Origin of the sequence: Metabacillus kandeliae (assembly GCF_021166585.1) — a bacterium.
GTDB classification, from domain to species: domain Bacteria; phylum Bacillota; class Bacilli; order Bacillales; family Bacillaceae; genus Metabacillus_B; species Metabacillus_B kandeliae.
This window is the reverse complement of sequence record NZ_JAJOZE010000004.1, coordinates 70,757-89,512: the sequence shown is the minus strand read 5'-3', so window position 1 is coordinate 89,512 and position 18,756 is coordinate 70,757. Positions and strand designations below refer to the sequence as shown.

Here is an 18,756-nt window from a genome sequence, read left to right as displayed (position 1 = left end):
AAGCTCTGACAGATGTCAGAGCTTTCCTTTTTCTTTAAATATTCGGGCTCTGCATGCATTCATGGCATCTGTGCCAAGCCGGCCTGCCAGTTGGTAATTAGCCGTACCCCCTGTCAAAGCGCCAAGTCCCGGAATCACTTGCAGCAGTTTGGCGAGTTCTATGCTGTCGAGATAATCCTGCTGAAAGGATTTCCATTCATCTTTTGATAGCGGGCGCTTGTCTTCCTGCCAGTTTTCAATGCGGCGAATCAAGAGATCAGCGTCTTTTTCAGACGCATAGGACAGCCAGAAAAGATGAGCAAGAAAATGCTTGTCTGCTGCAGGCAAACCATAAGCGGCAGCGACCTCTGACAAAAGCTTAGCCTGAAGCCCGAAAAAGAAAGGCAAATCAAGCGTTCCGAGCAGCAAACCGCCGGCCCCTGTTCCCGCGCCCTCTGCTGCAGCCGTTTTTTGATAAAGGGAAATGGCATTCCTTGCTTTGCGGTCCATTTCTTCCAGCTGCAAGGAAGAATTGCCCTTTTTGTAGACTGGTGCAGCAAGTATGCCTGTGGCCAGCTGTTTAAAAGCTGCGGCAAGCATCCTATCCGCTTTTTTCGGCAAAAAGCTCTGCAGTTTGGCCTGCACGCTTTTTGAGGTGCGCCTCACAAGTGATGCCCGTTTATGAAGCTTTAACTTCCATTGAAGGACTTCATACAAGATCCGCTCTTCATATTCCATTTTTTTCGGCCTCTCCTTTTAAGAAGATCATTTAGCCACCCGCGCCCTTACATAACCCTGAACAAATATGAAGGTGAAAACGATGCCTGCAGCAAGGCCAAGCCCGCCTTCTGCCCATTTTCCTGCGGCAAGGAGAACAATGCCAAGAACGGCAGCCTGAATGAGAAGAACATTTTGCAGCACGTGATAAAAGCCTTTCTTTTTATCCTGCAGCGAGACAGGATAAAGCTCCGGAAGCATCAAGAGATCAAAGTGCTTGTAAAGGGCGATGATCTGTATGCCAGTTAAGAAAAGAGCGCACAGAACCACGAGAACGGCGCCTGTCATATTCGGGCTGAAAAACAGCAGGATTAAAGCCGTAATAACGGTGAGTCTGGCAAAAATGCCGAAATAGTCCGTTCCTCTGACAAAAGCCCGCGCGAACATGTAGTGATAGGAATGGGCCTGGCTGTATTTTACCGCTGATAAAACCCAGTCCAGGTATTTTCTTCTTCTTGCCTGCTTTTTCAGCTTCGGGACATCGGTAAATAAGTTTGCCAGCCTGTAAAAAGACTGCTTTTTCGCATTTTCCTGCGAGATCAGCCTTTCCCATTTCAGGCCTTTACCCTTTGATGCTCTGTTAAAATAAAAAACCAACAGCAGCAGCACCGCATAAAGCGGCAAAGCAAAGAGCCAATGACCGCTTAGAATAAAGTAGGCCAGCAGCGCGTTTAACACGTAGCGGATGACAGCCTCTAATCCTTTTGATGATTCAGTAAAAGAAGAAAGCCAGCTCACCTGCATATTGAACCCTTTTATAATCAGCAGCTGCAGAAAAACCCATAAATAGTCGAGGCCGCCTGCATGCTGCACGGCAAAATAAAGCGGTGCAAACACCACGGCCGGGAGTATGAGCATGTACAGCTGGCTGAAAAAACTGTAGGGAAAGGCCTGCTTAAAATACGCTTCCATTTTTTTCTCAAGGGGCAGCAGAAAAACGATGTCCGCTTCTTTTAAAAGCGTTCTGACGCTTGATGCTGTTATGGCCAAACCAAATACAGCGGCCATAATCCATATAGCGGGAAAGCCTTCAGGGATTGCTTTCAGCCATTGGCTGTACCAGACAGCCCCGCCGCCAAGCATAAACACAACAACGATCAGCAAATGGTCGTTCAGCATGTACTTTAGATAGGACTGAACTTCCTTTGTATGCTCTTCAAGCCTTTTTTTCCAAATCTCTTCTACACTATTCATAGCTGTCTTCCTTTGTGAGCTGCACATAAAGATCATCAAGATTGGCGCCCCGCATGCCGAATTGCTCCTGCAGCTCCGCCAGGTTTCCTTTTGCTTTGATTTTTCCCTGATGAAGAATTATAAAGGAATCGCAGTACCTTTCCGCTGTTGCCAGAATATGAGTGGACATTAAGATGCCCGAGCCTCTTTCCTTTGCTTTTTCCATAATTTCAAGCAGCGAGTTGATCGCAAGCGGATCAAGGCCGACAAACGGCTCATCAATGATGTAAAGCTTCGGCTCAACAAGAAAGGCGCACATGATCATGACCTTCTGCTTCATTCCTTTTGAAAAATGCGCCGGAAACCATTTCAGCCTGTTTTCCATGCGAAACTCTTTTAAAAGCGGCGGAAGCCTTTTTTCAAATTCGCTTTTTTCAAGGCCGTAAGCCATTGCCGTTAATTCCAAGTGTTCATAGAGAGTCAGCTCTTCATATAAAATCGGCGTTTCCGGTATGTATGTATACTGCTGCCTGTAATCAATCGGTTTTTCTTTAAAGGTGAAGCCGTCAATTGACACACTGCCTTTATGAGGGTCCATCAGACCTATGATATGGCGGATCGTCGTACTTTTCCCGGCACCATTCAAACCGATCAGGCCAACGATGCTGCCGCCGGGCATTTCAAAGGATATATCTTTTAAAACAGGATTTCTTGTATAGCCTCCTGTTAAGTGTTCCACTTTTAAAAGCGTCATAGCAGGAATTCCTTTCTGATCATTTTTCTTACATCTTAACAAATCCAAAGTGCTTTGTCCTTCTCCCTAATTGCAAATTGTTCCAGCATAGCGAAACAGGAGAAGGGCCATCATAATAGAGCAGACGGGAGCAGCAGATTGAGAAAACATTTAAATGAGGTGTTTGTCAAAGACATTCCGTATGATACCTGAAGCAAGTACCCATGATGTCTAATCTTGCAGCACAACATGCAAATGAGGTGTTTGTAAAAGACACAAAAAGTATTGTTTTTGACGGTACAGGAATACAACTCATAGCCAAATGAGGTGTTTGTCGCAGGCATATTCCAGTAAATGCGCAATCTTTGCCCTCTGCAGAAGGCAGGATGGACTCTTAAGCAGTCCCGTCCTGCTTTTCTTTTTATGCAAGATTTTCCGGTTTGTATGATAAAATACGGAGTATACATCGGTTAAAGGAGTGGCGAAGATGAACTGTATTTTCTGCAGTATTGTGAATGGTGACATCCCTGGAGCGAAAGTGTATGAAAATGAGCATGTACTGGCGTTTCTGGACATCAGCCAGGTAACAAAAGGACATACGCTTGTTATTCCAAAGGTACATAAAGAAAACATTTATGAGCTTACGCCGGAAATTGCCCGTCACGTATTTGAAGCAGTGCCTGAAATTGCGAACGCTTTAAAGAAAAAGTTTAATCCTGATGGAATGAACATCCTGAACAATAACGGCGAGCTTGCAGGCCAATCTGTTTTCCATTACCACGTTCATCTTCTTCCCCGCTATGAGGAAGGGGACGGCTTTGGAGCTGTCTGGAAAACCCACACCAGTGATTATACGCCTGAAAAGCTGCAGGAAATGGCGGCTGAGATTAAAGAAGCATTTTAATAATAGGCCAGTATGAAAGAGCCCATTAATCAGCAGGGCTCTTTTTTTGATTGGCCAAATCAATCCCAGTTTTCCTTCATCTCCTGAATTCGCTCAGCCTGTTCCCGAGGCGAAAGGTCTTCTATATGCGTGGCAATCCACCAGATATTGCCGAAAGGATCCTTTACTCCGCCGTACCTTTCCCCTGCATGCCGCATATTTGCCGGTTCCATAACAGCAGTTCCTCCACAGGCAACAGCCCTTTCAAAAACATGGTCGCAATCGGGGACATAAATGTAGATGGAAGCCGGAAATGCTCCGCCCTCTTCCATTGGCTCCCCCGTCATAATAATGGAGTCCCCCACAATCATTTCAGCGTGCATAACTGATCCATCAGGTCTGTCTAATTTATATTTGAGCTTGCCGTGAAATACGGTTTCAACAAACTGAATGAATTGAGAAGCCTGCGGCACCAGGATATAAGGACTAACCGTTCTCATTCCTTCAGGCTGATGGTGCACTTTCATAAGGTATTCCTCCTTTTTTTAAAATTCTATTATTGTTAAATGCTATTCGCCGCCAGCTTTTCATTTCCTTGCCGCAAAGTAATGGTTCCGAATAATACATTGGGTTACAACTAATTGCAGCCTAAAACACCCAATTATTCCCCTGTATGGTGCAACAAGGCTCATTTTCGCTGGCACGCTTTTTGCATACTAGATAAATTAAACAATTTTATGGAGGGGATCTAAAGAATGAAGCCAAAGAAACAAAAAACCTGGAATATGCCGGATACACTGATTATCGTGTTCTTCGTCGTGCTTCTGGCAGCTCTTTTAACGTACATCATTCCAATGGGGCAGTTTGACACAAAAGAAATGACCTATATGAATCAGGGCTCCGAAGAAAAAAAGACAGTGCTTGTGCCTGATTCGTTTCACTATGTGACAGACAAGGAAGGCCACGCTGTCAGGGAAGGCATTCCCCTTTTTCAGTCAGGGGACGGAATGGGATTTTTAAATTATGTTTTTGAAGGCTTGGTCTCAGGCGACAAAATGGGGTCTGCAGTTGGGGTTATTGCTTTTATTCTCATCATTGGCGGTTCCTTCGGCATCATTATGAGGACAAACGCCATTGATCAGGGGCTTATGAAAGTAATTGAAAAAACAAAAGGCAGGGAATCCCTGCTCATCCCGGTCATGTTTGTACTGTTTTCTCTTGGCGGCGCCGTATTCGGCATGGGAGAGGAAGCCATTGCCTTTGCGCTGATTCTTGTGCCTGTGATCATCAGGCTCGGCTATGATTCTATTACAGCTGTTATGATTACATATGTTGCCACACAAATCGGCTTTGCTTCTTCCTGGATGAACCCGTTTGGCGTTGCGATTGCACAGGGAATTTCCGGTGTGCCGGTCTTATCTGCCGCACCATTCAGAATCTTGATGTGGGCTGTATTCACGCTGTTCGGTGTACTCTACATTTTGAGGTATGCAAAAAAAGTAAAGGCTAACCCTGAGACTTCTCTTTCTTATAAAACCGACGCCTTTTTCCGGGACAGCCAGAAGGAAGAAACCCTTCAGGCAAAATTCGGCCTTGGCCACATTATTGTTGTGCTCACCCTGATTGCGGGTATTGCCTGGATTATATGGGGCGTTGTCGAACATGCTTACTTCATACCTGAAATAGCGACGCAGTTTTTCGTGATCGGCCTTGTATCAGGGGTTGCCGGCATTCTTTTCAAACTGAACGGCATGAAGCTGAATGATTTGGCTGAAAGCTTTGTATCAGGGGCAAAGGATCTCCTCCCTGCTGCACTTGTCGTTGGCATGGCCAAAGGCATTGTCCTTGTTATGGGCGGCGATTCGCCATCAGATCCGTCCATTTTGAACACCATTCTTGAATCTGCCGGAAGTCTGACAGACAAGATGCCTGCTGAGCTCTCAGCCTGGTTTATGCTTACGTTTCAGTCCGTATTTAACTTTTTTATCGTTTCAGGCTCAGGTCAGGCTGCTCTAACAATGCCGCTCATGGCCCCGCTTGCTGACATTGCCGGTGTCACAAGGCAGGTTGCCGTTGTCGCTTTCCAGCTCGGTGACGGCCTCACCAACATTATTGTCCCGACCTCTGCCGCGCTCATGGGCACGCTTGGCGCCGCCAGACTGGGCTTTGGAACATGGCTGAAATTTATTTATAAATTTCAAGTTCTGCTTTTTGTTCTCGCCTCTGTATTCGTACTCGCCGCGGCTATTATTAAATTGCATTAAGGAGAGAAACCCATGCTGAAAAAAATTATAAATGGAGAAATTTATTCTCCTGACTTTTTAGGACAAAAAGATTTGCTTCTGGCTGGAGATAAAATTGCCTTTATGTTAGATAAAGGCAGTTCTTTTCCAGATGAATATATTGACGAAATCATTGATGCTGAAGGAAAATATGTGCTCCCAGGTTTTATCGACGGCCATGTGCATATCATGGGCGGAGGAGGAGAAGGCGGCTACAAAACGCGGACGCCTGAACTCTTTTTAAGCGACGCAGTTTCAGCCGGCGTCACGACCATTGTCGGAGTTATCGGTACAGATGGGACAACCCGAACAATGCCGTCTCTAATTGCCAAAGCCCGGGCCCTTGAAGAAGAAGGCATTACCTGCTTTGTGCACACTGGCAGCTATCAGGTTCCAGTTAAGACGCTGACAGGCAAAATTGAAGATGACTTGATCTTAATTGACCGGATTATCGGCTGCGGCGAAATTGCCATCAGCGACCACCGCTCTTCCCAGCCGACAGTTGAGGAGCTTTCTAAAATTGCTTCTCAGGCAAGAATCGGCGGAATGCTTTCAGGCAAAGCAGGCATCGTTAACGTTCACATAGGGGACGGCAAAGGCATGCTTTCCCTTTTGGAGGAAGCGGCTGAAGTAACTGATCTTCCGCTTACCACCTTTTATCCGACCCATATAAACCGCAACCCAGACTTATTTGAAGCAGGCATCCTTTTTGCCAAAAAAGGCGGCTGGGTTGATCTGACAACAAGCACTGTGCCCCGCTTCCTTGAGCAGGGTGAAGTGAAATGCAGCAAAGGCCTGAAGCGGATGCTGGAAGCAGGCGTACCTCTCTCCCGCATCACCTTTACATCAGATGCACAAGGAAGCCTGCCGGAATTTAACGCTGCCGGAGAGCTGACTGGCCTGCAGATCGGCAAAGTCTCCTCCCTCTTCCAGGAAGTTCGGGATGCGGTTTTATCAGAAGATATTCCGCTTGAAAAAGCACTCAAAGTGATCACAGAAAATCCAGCTGCTGTTTTGAAACTGCACAGCAAAGGAAAAATCGGCAAAGGCTTTGATGCTGACCTTGTTCTCTGTGATAAAACAGATCTCAGTATTACAGATGTGATTGCAAAAGGTCAGGTTATGATGCAGAACAAAGAAGTAGCGGTTAAGGGAACGTTTGAATGAAACAGGCTGAAATAGCCTGTTTTTTTTTGATTTGGGCTTTGGGTATACGGGGAAGCGAAAGCAGCGGATACCCTAAAACCGGCTCTTTTATTAACAAAGGGCCGGTTTTCAGGGCTTGTTTCTTTCCAATAGAGGAATATTTCTTAATTTGAAGCTGTACGAAAGACAGAGTATCAAGCGCAAGCACCGGATATCGGCGGATATCAAGCTGGTATCGGCGAAATTTTGAATATATCGAGCACTCTCTGCATTATATCGGCGGATTTTGAAATATATCGGCCACTTTCCGAATTATATCGGCGATCACCTTAAAACCGGCTCTTTTATTAACCTCGCACAAAAAAAACAAACTGATCGAATAATTCCAAAAACTCTGCCTATATGTTAAACCTGTATGTTAAGATAGAGAAAATTTATTGAATTAACGCGAAGGAGGACTAAAATGTCTGTTTATAATTTTAATGCCGGACCCGCTGCCCTCCCTCTTCCTGTTCTGGAAAAAGCCCAGGAGGAGCTGAAGGATTTCAGGGGCAATGGCTTGTCACTGATGGAAATGAGCCATAGAAGCAAAACGTATGATGAAGTACACAATCATGCCATACAGCTGCTGAAAGAAGTGATGGAAATTCCGGATACTCATGAGGTGCTGTTCCTTCAAGGCGGAGCAAGCCTGCAGTTCGCTATGATTCCGATGAATTTTCTGCCGCCTGAGAAACAGGCAGGCTATGTATTGACTGGCTCCTGGTCTGAAAAAGCTTTAAAGGAAGCTGAAGCAATCGGACGGGCAGTGTCAGCCGGCTCTGGAAAAGATGGAGTCTACAAGAGAATTCCTTCTCCTGAAGAGCTTCAATTAGAAGAGGATTTCGCCTATCTTCACCTGACATCCAACAATACGATTTACGGTACACAGTGGCAGCAGTACCCTGAAACAAGTCTCCCGCTGATTGCTGATATGTCCAGCGACATTCTGTCGAGAAAAACAGATGTCAGCAAATTTGCCCTTCTCTATGCAGGAGCACAGAAAAACTTAGGTCCGTCAGGTGTGACTGTTGTTGCAGCAGACCGGAAATTTATTGAAAGCGGACGGGAGGATATTCCGAAAATTCTTTCCTATCAAACGCACTTGAAAAGCAACTCTCTATACAACACACCACCGACATTTTCAGTTTATATGCTGTCTCTTGTCCTGGAATGGTCAAAGGAACAGGGCGGCATCGAAGGGCTGGAGCGGAAAAATGCCGAAAAAGCAGGCCTGATTTATCAGTATCTAGACGATCATGCTGATTTTTATGCGCCGTATGCTGAAAAGGACTGCCGCTCCAATATGAACATCACCTTTACGTTAAAGGATGATGAGCTGACAAAAGAATTTTTGCAAAAGGCTTCTGAAAAAGGGTTCATCGGCTTAAACGGCCACCGTTCCATCGGAGGCTGCAGAGCTTCTGCCTATAATGCCGTCCCAAAGGCTGCCTGTGAAGCTCTTGTTCAGTTTATGGATGACTTTTATAAAAATCGCTAAAATAGAATGGAAGATTAATTGAAGATGAATTTCTTTTCCTTTTTACTTTTTCTTCACGCCTTGTTATAATGTTTAGTAACCTGTCGCAATGAGAGAAGAGCTCATCATTGGATAGGAAAAATCAGTTAGTTTAGAAGAGGAGAGTTGAGAAAATGAATATTAGAGAATTAATCATCATGGCAATGTTTGCGGCGATTGGGGTTGCTTTGCATGGCATTATCCCGCCTATTTTTTTAGGTATGAAGCCGGATATGATGCTTACAATGATGTTTCTGGCTATTATTCTGTTTCCAAAAGTTAAAAATGTGTTTGTTATGGGAGTTGTGACAGGTCTGCTTTCCGGCATGACGACAACCTTCCCTGGAGGATTTGTACCGAACCTGATTGATAAGACAATTACGGCATTCGTCTTTTTCGCTCTGTTTCTTGCTATTAGAAAGCTTTCCGCCAATACGGTTACGGCAGCTGTTTTAACTGCAGCCGGCACAATTGTATCAGGTACTGTTTTCTTAACAGCTGCTAGCATCATCGTCAGCCTGCCAGGAAGCTTTTCAAGCCTGTTTTTGGCGGTCGTACTGCCTGCAGCAGCGGTGAACACGATTGCGATGGCGATTATCCACCCTGTCGTGACAGCGATTGTTAAACGAAGCAAAATTGTCAGTGTTAAACATTAACCTAATTAAGAGTCAATCCCGGCCTGCTGAGGCCGGGATTTTTTTGCATTAGTCAGAATTGGGACTCCGGCAGCTGAATATATAAAAAAAGAGAAGGCCTCATAAGGCGTTCCCCAGCTAATGCAAATAGAGCAGTACAATGCCAATGGCAAGAAAAATCCCGCTTCCTGCCCCAAAAACGGCAGCTCTCTGCTTTAAAATCTTTTTAGGCGGATAGGATGCGGTCTGCTGGATCAGCCTAAAATAATGAAGCGCCCCTGCAAGCAGGAAAAAACAGACGGCAAAGATGAAAAAGATGACGACTGACAAGATGTCCCCCTCCTTTATTGCAATATATGCCCGAGCTTGGCATGCTATGCTTTAAGGGATTGTTTATGCTTATAGAGAAAGGGTAGTGTAAAAGGGAAGGATTTTTGTAAACTGTGTTGAAAAGAAATATAGAATGGACGTAATGGAGTGATGATGATGGGAAAAAGCAAATCTTTCTTAATTGGAACCCTACTTGGGGCAGCTGCAGGCGGCGTGGCGATTTTGTTCTCAGCTCCTTCTTCCGGCAAGGATTTAAGAGGCCAGCTGAAGACAAACCGCGACAGGCTGAAGGAAACTCTCCAGCAGCTGAAAAATGACAGTATGGCCCTCAAGGAACAGGTCATGAAGACAGCAAAGGAAAGCGCTGAAGTAATCAAGGATGTTTCATCTGATCTTCAGACCTCACTGAAAGAGTGGCAGGAGGAAATTGAGCCTCACCGCCAAAATCTGCAGGATGAAATCAGTGCAATTGAACAAAAAATTAAACAGCTGGAAGAAACATTAAAAAAGTAGCCAGCAGCAGAGCAGATTGCTTTTGTAAAAAGCAATCTGCTTTTTCTATTTTTTTCTAATTCCCAAACTTCTTTTTCTCAAAAATTATTCGACAAAACTTTATAAAAGAACACTGCTTTTCTCATATGCACAAATATAGGCTTGGCACGGGCTTAAAGGCGGTTTATTAATTGTCAAGTACATATTCAACACTATTTTCCATAAATTTATTAAAAATTTCGTAAATTTATATCTTTATTAATCTTTACTTTTTTGGGATAATAGAAAATATTAGTATAGAGAAAAAGAAGGTGATTTCTTGAAACATAATGAAAAGGATTACACAGTGAAAGAAGCGCTGCTCTTCAGCCAAAGAATTGCCCAGCTCAGCAAGGCCTTATGGAAGTCGATTGAAAAGGACTGGCAGCAGTGGATCAAGCCTTATGATCTGAACATTAACGAGCATCATATTCTGTGGATTGCTTATCATTTAAAGGGTGCCTCCATATCAGAGATTGCTAAGTTTGGAGTTATGCACGTCTCAACCGCTTTTAACTTTTCTAAAAAGCTGGAAGAAAGAGGCTACCTGGAGTTTTCAAAAAAATTAAATGACAAGCGCAACACCTACATTCAGCTGACGGATAAAGGCGAAGAAATTTTCCTGAAGCTGCTGGAAGATTATGATCCATCCAGAAATGCCATTTTGAAAGGGGCTCTGCCCCTTCAGCAGCTCTATGGCAAGTTCCCTGAGATTATTGAAATGATGGCGATCATCCGCAATATTTATGGAGATGATTTTATGGAAATTTTCGAGCACTCCTTCCATAACATCGAAGAGGAATTTGAAGAAAAAGAAAGCCGTCTGAAAAAAGTGGAGGAATTAGAACCTCCGCAGGCTGCTGCAACGTAAACTGCAAAAAGAGGCCGGGTTCGGCCTCTTTTTCCTTTGCGGGAAAGTGTCTCTGCCTATCTTTTTTGCTGGAATTTTGGTAATCTAAGATATGTATCAGCCAAGGAAGGGGGATCTCCATTGTTTTTGATTTACCTTGTGTTTGCTGTTTTTATTCTTTTTTATATAAACAATCTCACGAATCAGCTTTGCCTAGTCAGAGAGATTCCTGAAGACAATCAGCCAAAGGTTTTTCGTACCATTAATATTTTGCTGACGATTTTGCTTTTTTCCTCTTATATTGAAATTTTTTATACATAGACGGAATCAATTATAAACATAGCTGACAGAACAATTCTGTCAGCTATTTCTATATTAGTACACCCAAGCTGCACCAACGATGATTAACAAAATGAACAACACTACGATCAACGCGAAACCGCCAGCGTATGCACCGCCCATAGTAACACCCCCCTTTTCTTTCGTTGCATTATCCTATGCAGGCATCTTTAGAAACGAATAGGCTTTTGTCACGGACAGCAATTATTCCGTCATAGAAATTTACAATCGGCTCCTCTTCCCCGTCCGGAATAAGGAGCCGTGGAGATTGGCAGTTTTAGTTCAGCTGCTGTATGCCTGGTGACTGAAAGGCTTACTGATTAATACACATAAGCTGCACCGACAATAACAAGCAAAATGAACAAGACAACGATTAACGCAAAACCTGAATTGTATCCTCCGCCCACGTTAACAACCTCCTTTCCTTCACTGGCAATATATGCAGGCAAATCTCCCTTTGACTGGACGAATCACACAGTATCCCATATTTGCCTTATTGCAAATCTTTTCGCTTCATGGCACAATGTGTTATAGGCTAATAAGAAAATTCAACCAATTATAAAGAAGGCAGGAGTTGTATTACGCATGAAAAAGTTTGCCATTGCAGCCATTACTGCAACGAGCTTGCTGACATTAGGCGCATGCAGCAACAGCGGTGGAAATTCCAGCGATGTTGTCGCAGAGACAAAATACGGCAATATCACGAAGGACGAGCTCTATAAAGCAATGAAAACAAGAGACGGCGAAATTATGCTGAGAGAACTGGTAGACCGTAAAGTTCTCGGCGAAAAATACAAAGTAACAGATAAAGAAATCAACGCTGAGCTTGATAAAATCAAATCACAGGCCGGCGCCCAATATGATATGATCGTTCAGCAGCAGGGCGGCGAAGCAGCAGTCAAAGACCTTGTTAAAACACAGCTTCTTCGTCAAAAAGCAGTTTCCAGCCAGCCTGTAACAGATGCAGACGTGAAGAAATATTACGATACATTAAAAGGCAAAGTCCATGCTGCCCATATCCTTGTACAGGATGAGAAGACAGCTAAAGAAGTAGAAGCAAAGCTGAAGAGCGGTTCCAAATTCGAAGACCTGGCTAAATCCTATTCCAAGGATTCTACAGCACAGGCCGGCGGAGATCTTGGCTGGTTCGGCAAAGGCCAAATGGTGAAAGAATTTGAAGATGCTGCGTTCAAGCTGAAAGAAGGACAAGTCAGCCAGCCTGTTAAATCAGAGTACGGCTACCACATTATTAAAGTCCTTCAAACAGTGAAGCCTTATGATCAAATGAAGGATTCTCTGAAAGCAGACGTGAAGAAGCAAAAAGAACAGGATGCAGCAGCCATCCAAACCGTTGTAGACAAAGCGCTGAAGGATGCTAAAGTAAAAGTGAAGGACGAGGACTTGAAGGATACATTCAAAAAGCCTGACCCTTCCCAGCAAACACCTGAAGCTCCGGCTGAGCAGCCGGCACAATAAAAAAAGCCCGCGGATTCCGCGGGCTTTTCTTATTTTCCTCAGTTTAAATCAGCAGATACTTTATCAGCCGTTCTCCGTTCCCTTTCTTCCTGTATGCGTTCCATATAAACCTGGCCTTCTTTTTCAATAAAGGCCTCGTCTACTTCCTGCTCTTCCCTTGTTGTTTTAAAGAACATATATCCGCTGTACAGGATGCCTGCAATGCACAAATAAACCCACCATGGCAGAAGGACCATGATTGACTCCCCCTCATTTTCCATCCGTTTAGCGACCTTAAAATAAAGCTTGCCTTTAGGTCAACTTGCTAGATTTATATGATGCAGGCTTCTTTTATATGCTACTTATGAAAGCTCGGTTTATAAAATGAACGGTTTTCAAGCGCAAAAATCCGCTCGGAAAATTCGCCTGGCTTTACCCGTTCAAGGGCTCTGTCCAGCATGTTCATTTTGGCATCAAGGTTATCAATATAATGAAGAATTTCCGCTTCCTTGATCATTGGCGGCTTTGGGCTTCCCCATTCCGGCTTGCCGTGATGGCTTAGAATCATATGCTGCAGGAGCACTACTTCTTCCCCTTCAATCCTCAGTTCCTCTGCTGCTTTGGCAATTTCATTCACCATAATGGAAATGTGGCCAAGCAGGTTTCCTTCAACTGTATAGGATGTGCTGACAGGGCCTGACAGCTCAATCACCTTTCCAAGATCATGCAGAATCACCCCAGAATACAGCAAATCTGTATCAAGCGACGGGTAAAGACCTGCAATGGACTTAGCCAAATCCAGCATCGAAACAACGTGATAAGCGAGTCCTGAAACAAACTCATGGTGATTTTTAGTGGCAGCAGGATATTCCAGAAATTCTGTTTGATGCTTTTTCACAAGCTGTCTTGTGATTCGCTGCAGGTTTGGATTTTGCATTTCAAAAATATATTGGGTGATCTTTTCCATCATTTGCTCTTTGGTCACAGGAGCCGTTTCAAGAAATTCAGACACATCCATCGATTCATGCGATTGCAGGGGCCTGATGGTCCGTATTTTCAGCTGGTTGCGTCCGCGGTAATGATGAATATCCCCCAGTATTTTAACGATGCCCTGCGCGGCATAAGTATTTTCATCACCCTGGCTCACGTCCCAGAGCTTTGCCTCAATTTCTCCTGACTGGTCCTGAAGGATTAAGGTTAAGAAGGGCTTGCCATTGCTTGCAATCCCTCTGTTGGATGCTTTAATGAGCAAATACAGGTCAACCTGGTCGCCGACCTCGTGATGCAGGATTCCTTTTGTTGTCATGGGCTCTCCTCCCGTTTGTACAAGTATCAACAGTATAGCATAATCAATCATTCAAAAAGCCTGCAAAAGCACTGCCTGCCTTACGCCTGTTTTGGAAATGCCTCTTCAGAGTGTCTATGGCTGCTTTTTCCGGTTAGCTTTGTCACACTTTCCTCTTCAAAAGAAGAAAGCAAATGGCTGTGGCATGTAAAGAAAAGGATCTGCTGCTCTCCCGCCATTTTCTGAAGCAGCTCCAGCATCAAGGCTGTCCGCTCCTCATCAAAATGAACAAACCCGTCATCAATGATGATCGGCAGTCCATGCTTTTCATTCAGCACAGATACGAGCGCAAGCCTAAGTGAAATATAAAGCTGTTCTGCCGTCGCCTGGCTGAGCAGCTTTGCCTGAAAGCGGGTGCCATCCTTCCGCTCCGCGATAAAGGTCTCCTCTCCGCCAGGCAGATAAATGGCCGTATAGGCGCCGCCAGTTAAAAAGATAAACAGCTCCTCTGCCTTTTTCAAAAGCTTCGGCAGCCTGACCGATCTGTGGTAATCATTCGTCTTTTTTAAAAAATCCAGCGCAAGCTCTGCTGTGATCCATTCTTTCGAAAGCTTCCTGATTTCGCTTTTTTGCAGCTCATACTCATGAAGCAAATCTGAGTAAGTGCCGTTTTTTTCAAGCTCCTGGATTCTATAATCTGTTTGGGACAGCTCCTGCTGTGCCGCTTTTTCTTTTTCATCAGCCTGAGAAAGCTTCTGTTTCAGCTCCTCCAGAAAATGCTCCTGTTCTTCCGGGTACAGAAGCTCAAGCGAAAGATCTTCCTCTCCCTGCTCCTCAAGCTGCACCTTAATCCATCCAAGCTTTTCCTCCAGTGCCCCGCGCTTTTTAGCAGCGGCGGCGAGCAGACGGAATGCTTCCTCATCCTGAACGGAGGCCTTATTCAACAAGTTTATGATGAGTGCTTCCTCATAATCAGCTTTTTCTGAAGAGATCGCAAGCTCCTCATTTATTTCAGCTAGCCTAACTGACAGCTGTTCATGCTGCTGCTCTTTTTCAAGCTCCTTTTTTACGTATGCATTCGCTTCAAAAATTCTCTCTTTTATAGAAAGCTCCTGATCAGCATGGATGCTTCCAAGCTCCCTGAACAAATTCATGAAACTGTCTATCTTATCCTGATAAAAGCTTCTTTCCTGCAGCAGTTTCTGTTTTTTGGAAATAGCTTCTCTAAGCTCAGCAAGCAGCTCATTTCCTGCTGAAAGATCCCCTTGGAGCTGCTCTTTCAGCATGAGCTCTCCTGTCATCTCACTGCATTCTTCCTGATAGAAGAACCACTCCTTTTCCCAGCTTTCAAACTGTCCGACAATCCGGTCGTAGGCCCTCTCCTTCTCGGAAAGCTGAATGGCCTCGGCTTCCTGCATCTGCCTGAGCTGGGCGTCACGCTGCAGCTTCCCGTTTGTTTCTTCGAGTTCTGCTGCCGTTTCCCGGCTCCCTGCCTCACCCGACCGCAGTAGTTCTTCCTCAAGCTGCTGCTTCTTTTTTGCCAGGTGCTCATAAACCGGATCCTTGCCCTTTTGCATGAAAAAGAAAACAGCAAGCAGCAAAAGGAGAAAAACTAAAAGAAAGCCTGCAAATGTCTGGCCTGCTGAAAAGCTGTAAACCGCACCTGCTAAAAGAGCCAGAAATGCAATGGACAAAAAGGCAAGCAGCCTGGATCGCGCAGCTTTTTTTGCCTGTTCGTGAAGCTTGAGCTGTTCACTTGTTTCTTTTAATTCCGCTCTTTCCGATTTGCGGCTTCCTGCAGCAATTTTTGCCGTCAGCTCAGAGGCTTTAGTCAAAAGAACGTTTCTTTCCTCAGGCTTCAGCAGGCTTTCTTTCAAGCGGCTTACCTGTGCTTCACTTTCTTCCAGCGCTTCTTTCACCCGTTCAAATTGCTCGTCAAGCAGCCTTTTGCGCTCGCTCAGCAGCCGTTTTTTTTCTTCAAGCTCCCTGATTCTGCTGTTCAGCCCAATGCCTGCCGGCAGGGCAAGAACCTCCTCATCCTGAAGGCTGTCTGAAAAAAGCTCGCGTTTTTTATCCTTTATGCCCGCCTGCAGCTGTTGAAGCTCTTTTTCAATGGCCTCAATCCTCTGCAGGTGATCTTCAAAAGCCTGAAGGGAATGCTTCAGTTCCTCTGCGGCTTCCTTTTTTGAAAGCACCATGAGATCCGGCTGCAATCCTTTAGCCTGTTCCATCAGTCTTTTTTGCTGAGCGAGAAGCGCCTGTATGCGGCCTTTTTCAGGCCTTAAAGAAGCTTGCAGCTGTTCTAGCCGCTGCAGTCCGTCAGCCGGATAGCCTGCTGTGTCAGGCAGCTTTTTCAGCTCTTTTTCAGCGTGCTCTTTTTCTTTCAGAAGAGGCAGCAGGCTTTTTAGCTTTTCTTCCTTGCGCAGTCTGGCCTTGAGACCGGTTTTTTCGCTGTCCAGTGCTTCCAGCGTCTGCCTGGCAGCAAGCTTCCTTGCCTGAAGCTCTTCGTACTGCAGGTTGTTTTGTTTCGCAAGCTTCAGTTCTTCTGACGTTTTTTTAGCCTTTGCGAGCATTTCGTTCAGCAGCGGCTTCCGCCCGCTTGGTTTATAAATCTTCTCTCTTTCCTTTGCCAGCTGGTCTTCCAGCCGGTACACAGCATCTGTGCCAACCATGCTTGTGAGGTACAGGTATTTACCGATTTCATCCTCCCCAAGCTGATGCACTTGCTGAAGGCCATGAATATCAAAAGAAAAAACCGCTTTATAGAAATTTTTATCCATGCCGCCTGTCAGTTCATCCAGCATTTCCTGTCCCGCTTTTTCGCCTTTGCCGTAATAGACTGCCGCTTCCCCGCCGCCTTTTCCCGGAAGCCGTTCAATCCGGACAGAACCGTATGTATTTGAAACGGCATCAATGGCGCCTCCAAACGGTGCGCCGCTTACCGGCTCATATTTGCTTTCTGGCTGCTGCTTTTGCGGAAATCCAAATAGGATACTGTGAATAAAAGACCTGATCGTCGATTTTCCTGCTTCATTTTTTCCGTAAATCACATGGAGGGATTCTCCTTCAAGCTTGATGCTTTTTTGCTGAAACCTGCCGTAGCCATATATGTGCAGCTGTATCAGCTTCATTTTCTCACTCCCTCCTTCAGCAGACTTTTCAGCACCCGTTTTTCCGCCTCCTCTTTTATTTCAAGAAGCTCACTTTCCGTAAAAGGATCAAGATGCTTCCGGATTAACGGATTTTGAAAAAGTCCGTTTACCGCTGCCGCCTCATCCTCATAGCTCTCCATTACCTGCAATAGATCTCTGAAAAATACCGAGTCGCGTTTCAATTCGTCTTTCCCTGCTGCAGGCAAAGTCTCATTCTCAATTCCGCCGATCCAGACAAAGGACTGCTCTTCTGCTTCAAACTCGTTCAGATTGTCCCTCAGTTCCTGCAAGGCCTGCCGTTCTTCCAGTTCATCTGCGAGGTGGCTAATCCCTGCTAAGCCGATAAAAAGGCAGACGGCCTCTTTTTCTCTTCTTGCCGCTTCCACAAGCGCCAGACACTCTTCAAGCAGGGCATCAAAGGAAGAGATGCCTTCCATTTGAATGCTCTGCTTTTTCCAAATAACATCATTGAGCGGGTAAAAAGCATATTCCGGCCCATTTTCACTTAGCTCCACTAGATAGCATCCTTTTTCCCCTGTTTCCTTCCGGCTTCTGCCTTGAATATTTCCCGGGTAAATGACAGGCGGCTCATGGTTCAGCACCTGCCGCTTATGAATATGTCCGAGCGCCCAATAATCAAAATCCTTATCAAGCAGCTCTTTCAGCTGAAAAGGGGCGTAAGGATCGTGGTCAGGTGCGCCTTCCGCAGAGCCGTGGAGCATGGCAATGTGATAGCCTGCATCCGCTGTTTTGCTGTAATCCTGTGCGATATTGGCAAGCACTGCTCTTTCCGGGTAGCTGCGGCCATAGATTTGTGCAGCATGAACGCCATTTTTCACAAATGAAACGGAGACCGTTTCTTCACCCGGAAAAATGTATACATTATCAGGCCACTCCATTTCAATCCATGCCCCGCTTAAATGATCATGGTTGCCATGGATCATGTAGACCTGTATTCCGTGCTCTTTCATCTTTAAACATTCATTTCTTATTTTCAGCTGCGCCTTCAGGCTTCTGTCTTCCCCGTCGTATAAGTCGCCGGCAAGAAGAACAAAATCGACCTGTTCTTTTATCGCAAGCTCTGCCAGGTTGGAAAAAGCCTCAAAGGTACTGTTCTTCAGTCTTTGAAAAACGCTTGCCGGCAGTTGGCTGAGTCCTTTAAAGGGGCTGTCCAAATGCAAATCCGCTGCATGCAGAAATTTGATGTGCTGCATGAACATTCCTACTTTCTCATCACTTTCCTCCATTTTACCATCTCTGTTATGCGAATGCACGTTCCCTTGCTGAATAAAATAGAAGAACTTGAGCAAGGCTAGCGGGTAAAGGAGGTGACTCCCCGTGAAAAAAGCAGGCATTGTGGTACTTTTGCTGCTGTCCTTGCTTTCCATTCCGTCCGTTACAGAAGGAGCTCATCCAAACTGGGAGCAGACTGCCGTTAAAAATGCGAAAATGAGGTATCCTCATACACAGGTTCTTTACGTGCAGAACTATTGGCACAACCTTAAAAAAGACCCCGCTGTCAGGCAATACCGCATTACTTTAACAGATGGAAAAAAGCCATTTGCCGTCATTGTGACCATTCGTTATCAGAAAGAGAACGGCAAAATTCTTTCGGCTGCTGTGCTGGAAGAACGATAAATCCCGGGAG

At 45.2% G+C, this 18,756-nt stretch carries 21 protein-coding genes; 10 read left to right on the top strand and 11 right to left on the bottom strand.

The window, feature by feature from the left end; all coding sequences use genetic code 11:
* Positions 1 to 15 precede the first annotated feature (15 nt).
* From LRR81_RS11470 to LRR81_RS11460, 3 genes are read right to left on the bottom strand one after another with little or no spacing between them, the layout of a single operon-like run.
* On the bottom strand, positions 16 to 717 hold the full coding sequence (locus tag LRR81_RS11470) for an EcsC family protein (RefSeq protein ID WP_231789515.1): 702 nt from the start codon (positions 715 to 717) through the stop codon (positions 16 to 18).
* Between the two features lie 27 nt (positions 718 to 744).
* Positions 745 to 1,950: an ABC transporter permease gene (locus tag LRR81_RS11465; protein ID WP_231789514.1), complete on the bottom strand. Its 1,206-nt coding sequence runs from the start codon at positions 1,948 to 1,950 to the stop codon at positions 745 to 747.
* A complete protein-coding gene (locus LRR81_RS11460; RefSeq protein WP_231789513.1) occupies positions 1,943 to 2,683 on the bottom strand; it encodes an ABC transporter ATP-binding protein in 741 nt (246 codons plus the stop codon). The genes LRR81_RS11465 and LRR81_RS11460 overlap by 8 nt, the downstream gene beginning before the upstream one ends.
* 466 nt (positions 2,684 to 3,149) lie before the next feature.
* Between LRR81_RS11460 and LRR81_RS11455 the strand changes: the two genes are divergently transcribed.
* On the top strand, positions 3,150 to 3,566 hold the full coding sequence (locus tag LRR81_RS11455; protein WP_231789512.1) for an HIT family protein: 417 nt from the start codon (positions 3,150 to 3,152) through the stop codon (positions 3,564 to 3,566).
* A gap of 59 nt (positions 3,567 to 3,625) precedes the next feature.
* Here LRR81_RS11455 and LRR81_RS11450 read toward each other — a convergent pair whose 3' ends face one another.
* On the bottom strand, positions 3,626 to 4,072 hold the full coding sequence (locus LRR81_RS11450; protein ID WP_231789511.1) for a VOC family protein: 447 nt from the start codon (positions 4,070 to 4,072) through the stop codon (positions 3,626 to 3,628).
* Positions 4,073 to 4,300: 228 nt separating this feature from the next.
* Between LRR81_RS11450 and yfcC the strand changes: the two genes are divergently transcribed.
* The 4 genes from yfcC to LRR81_RS11430 all read left to right on the top strand — a co-directional run bounded on the left by yfcC (position 4,301) and on the right by LRR81_RS11430 (position 9,187).
* Positions 4,301 to 5,809 carry a putative basic amino acid antiporter YfcC gene (gene yfcC / locus LRR81_RS11445; RefSeq protein WP_231789510.1) on the top strand — a complete coding sequence of 503 codons (1,509 nt, stop codon included), beginning with the start codon at positions 4,301 to 4,303 and terminating at the stop codon, positions 5,807 to 5,809.
* Positions 5,810 to 5,821: 12 nt separating this feature from the next.
* On the top strand, positions 5,822 to 6,994 hold the full coding sequence (gene iadA / locus LRR81_RS11440; RefSeq protein ID WP_231789509.1) for a beta-aspartyl-peptidase: 1,173 nt from the start codon (positions 5,822 to 5,824) through the stop codon (positions 6,992 to 6,994).
* A gap of 442 nt (positions 6,995 to 7,436) precedes the next feature.
* A complete protein-coding gene (gene serC / locus LRR81_RS11435; RefSeq protein WP_231789508.1) occupies positions 7,437 to 8,513 on the top strand; it encodes a 3-phosphoserine/phosphohydroxythreonine transaminase in 1,077 nt (358 codons plus the stop codon).
* Positions 8,514 to 8,665: 152 nt separating this feature from the next.
* The gene (locus tag LRR81_RS11430) at positions 8,666 to 9,187 is read left to right on the top strand and encodes a tryptophan transporter (RefSeq protein WP_231789507.1); all 522 of its coding nucleotides are present in this window, start codon (positions 8,666 to 8,668) and stop codon (positions 9,185 to 9,187) included.
* Between the two features lie 117 nt (positions 9,188 to 9,304).
* Here the strand turns inward: LRR81_RS11430 and LRR81_RS11425 are convergent, their stop codons facing one another.
* Positions 9,305 to 9,496 (bottom strand): hypothetical protein, encoded by a 192-nt coding sequence (locus LRR81_RS11425; RefSeq protein ID WP_231789506.1) that lies wholly within the window; start codon positions 9,494 to 9,496, stop codon positions 9,305 to 9,307.
* Positions 9,497 to 9,652: 156 nt separating this feature from the next.
* On the opposite strand from LRR81_RS11425, the gene LRR81_RS11420 reads away from it, so the two are divergent.
* The 3 genes from LRR81_RS11420 to LRR81_RS11410 all read left to right on the top strand — a co-directional run bounded on the left by LRR81_RS11420 (position 9,653) and on the right by LRR81_RS11410 (position 11,198).
* Entirely contained in the window at positions 9,653 to 10,009 is a 357-nt protein-coding gene (locus tag LRR81_RS11420; RefSeq protein ID WP_231789505.1) for a YtxH domain-containing protein, read from the top strand.
* 298 nt (positions 10,010 to 10,307) lie between these two features.
* Complete coding sequence (locus LRR81_RS11415) at positions 10,308 to 10,898, top strand: HTH-type transcriptional regulator Hpr (RefSeq protein ID WP_231789504.1); 591 nt, start codon at positions 10,308 to 10,310, stop codon at positions 10,896 to 10,898.
* Between the two features lie 120 nt (positions 10,899 to 11,018).
* On the top strand, positions 11,019 to 11,198 hold the full coding sequence (locus tag LRR81_RS11410; RefSeq protein WP_231789503.1) for a hypothetical protein: 180 nt from the start codon (positions 11,019 to 11,021) through the stop codon (positions 11,196 to 11,198).
* Positions 11,199 to 11,252: 54 nt separating this feature from the next.
* Here the strand turns inward: LRR81_RS11410 and LRR81_RS11405 are convergent, their stop codons facing one another.
* Together LRR81_RS11405 and LRR81_RS11400 are read right to left on the bottom strand one after the other, a co-directional pair.
* Positions 11,253 to 11,339, bottom strand: a complete 87-nt coding sequence (locus tag LRR81_RS11405; protein ID WP_231789728.1) for a YjcZ family sporulation protein — start codon at positions 11,337 to 11,339, stop codon at positions 11,253 to 11,255.
* Between the two features lie 197 nt (positions 11,340 to 11,536).
* Positions 11,537 to 11,623, bottom strand: coding sequence for a YjcZ family sporulation protein (locus tag LRR81_RS11400; RefSeq protein ID WP_231789727.1), 87 nt, complete (start codon positions 11,621 to 11,623; stop codon positions 11,537 to 11,539).
* A gap of 178 nt (positions 11,624 to 11,801) precedes the next feature.
* On the opposite strand from LRR81_RS11400, the gene LRR81_RS11395 reads away from it, so the two are divergent.
* On the top strand, positions 11,802 to 12,692 hold the full coding sequence (locus tag LRR81_RS11395) for a peptidylprolyl isomerase (RefSeq protein WP_231789502.1): 891 nt from the start codon (positions 11,802 to 11,804) through the stop codon (positions 12,690 to 12,692).
* A gap of 38 nt (positions 12,693 to 12,730) precedes the next feature.
* Here LRR81_RS11395 and LRR81_RS11390 read toward each other — a convergent pair whose 3' ends face one another.
* From LRR81_RS11390 to LRR81_RS11375, 4 genes are all read right to left on the bottom strand, one after another.
* A complete protein-coding gene (locus LRR81_RS11390; protein WP_231789501.1) occupies positions 12,731 to 12,928 on the bottom strand; it encodes a sporulation YhaL family protein in 198 nt (65 codons plus the stop codon).
* Positions 12,929 to 13,029: 101 nt separating this feature from the next.
* Positions 13,030 to 13,977 carry a 3'-5' exoribonuclease YhaM gene (gene yhaM, locus LRR81_RS11385; protein WP_231789500.1) on the bottom strand — a complete coding sequence of 316 codons (948 nt, stop codon included), beginning with the start codon at positions 13,975 to 13,977 and terminating at the stop codon, positions 13,030 to 13,032.
* Positions 13,978 to 14,057: 80 nt separating this feature from the next.
* Positions 14,058 to 17,087 carry an AAA family ATPase gene (locus tag LRR81_RS11380; RefSeq protein WP_231789499.1) on the bottom strand — a complete coding sequence of 1,010 codons (3,030 nt, stop codon included), beginning with the start codon at positions 17,085 to 17,087 and terminating at the stop codon, positions 14,058 to 14,060.
* Positions 17,084 to 18,355, bottom strand: coding sequence for a DNA repair exonuclease (locus LRR81_RS11375; RefSeq protein WP_231789498.1), 1,272 nt, complete (start codon positions 18,353 to 18,355; stop codon positions 17,084 to 17,086). The genes LRR81_RS11380 and LRR81_RS11375 overlap by 4 nt, the downstream gene beginning before the upstream one ends.
* Positions 18,356 to 18,446: 91 nt before the next feature.
* On the opposite strand from LRR81_RS11375, the gene LRR81_RS11370 reads away from it, so the two are divergent.
* Positions 18,447 to 18,746, top strand: coding sequence for a DUF3889 domain-containing protein (locus LRR81_RS11370; protein WP_231789497.1), 300 nt, complete (start codon positions 18,447 to 18,449; stop codon positions 18,744 to 18,746).
* Positions 18,747 to 18,756 lie beyond the last annotated feature (10 nt).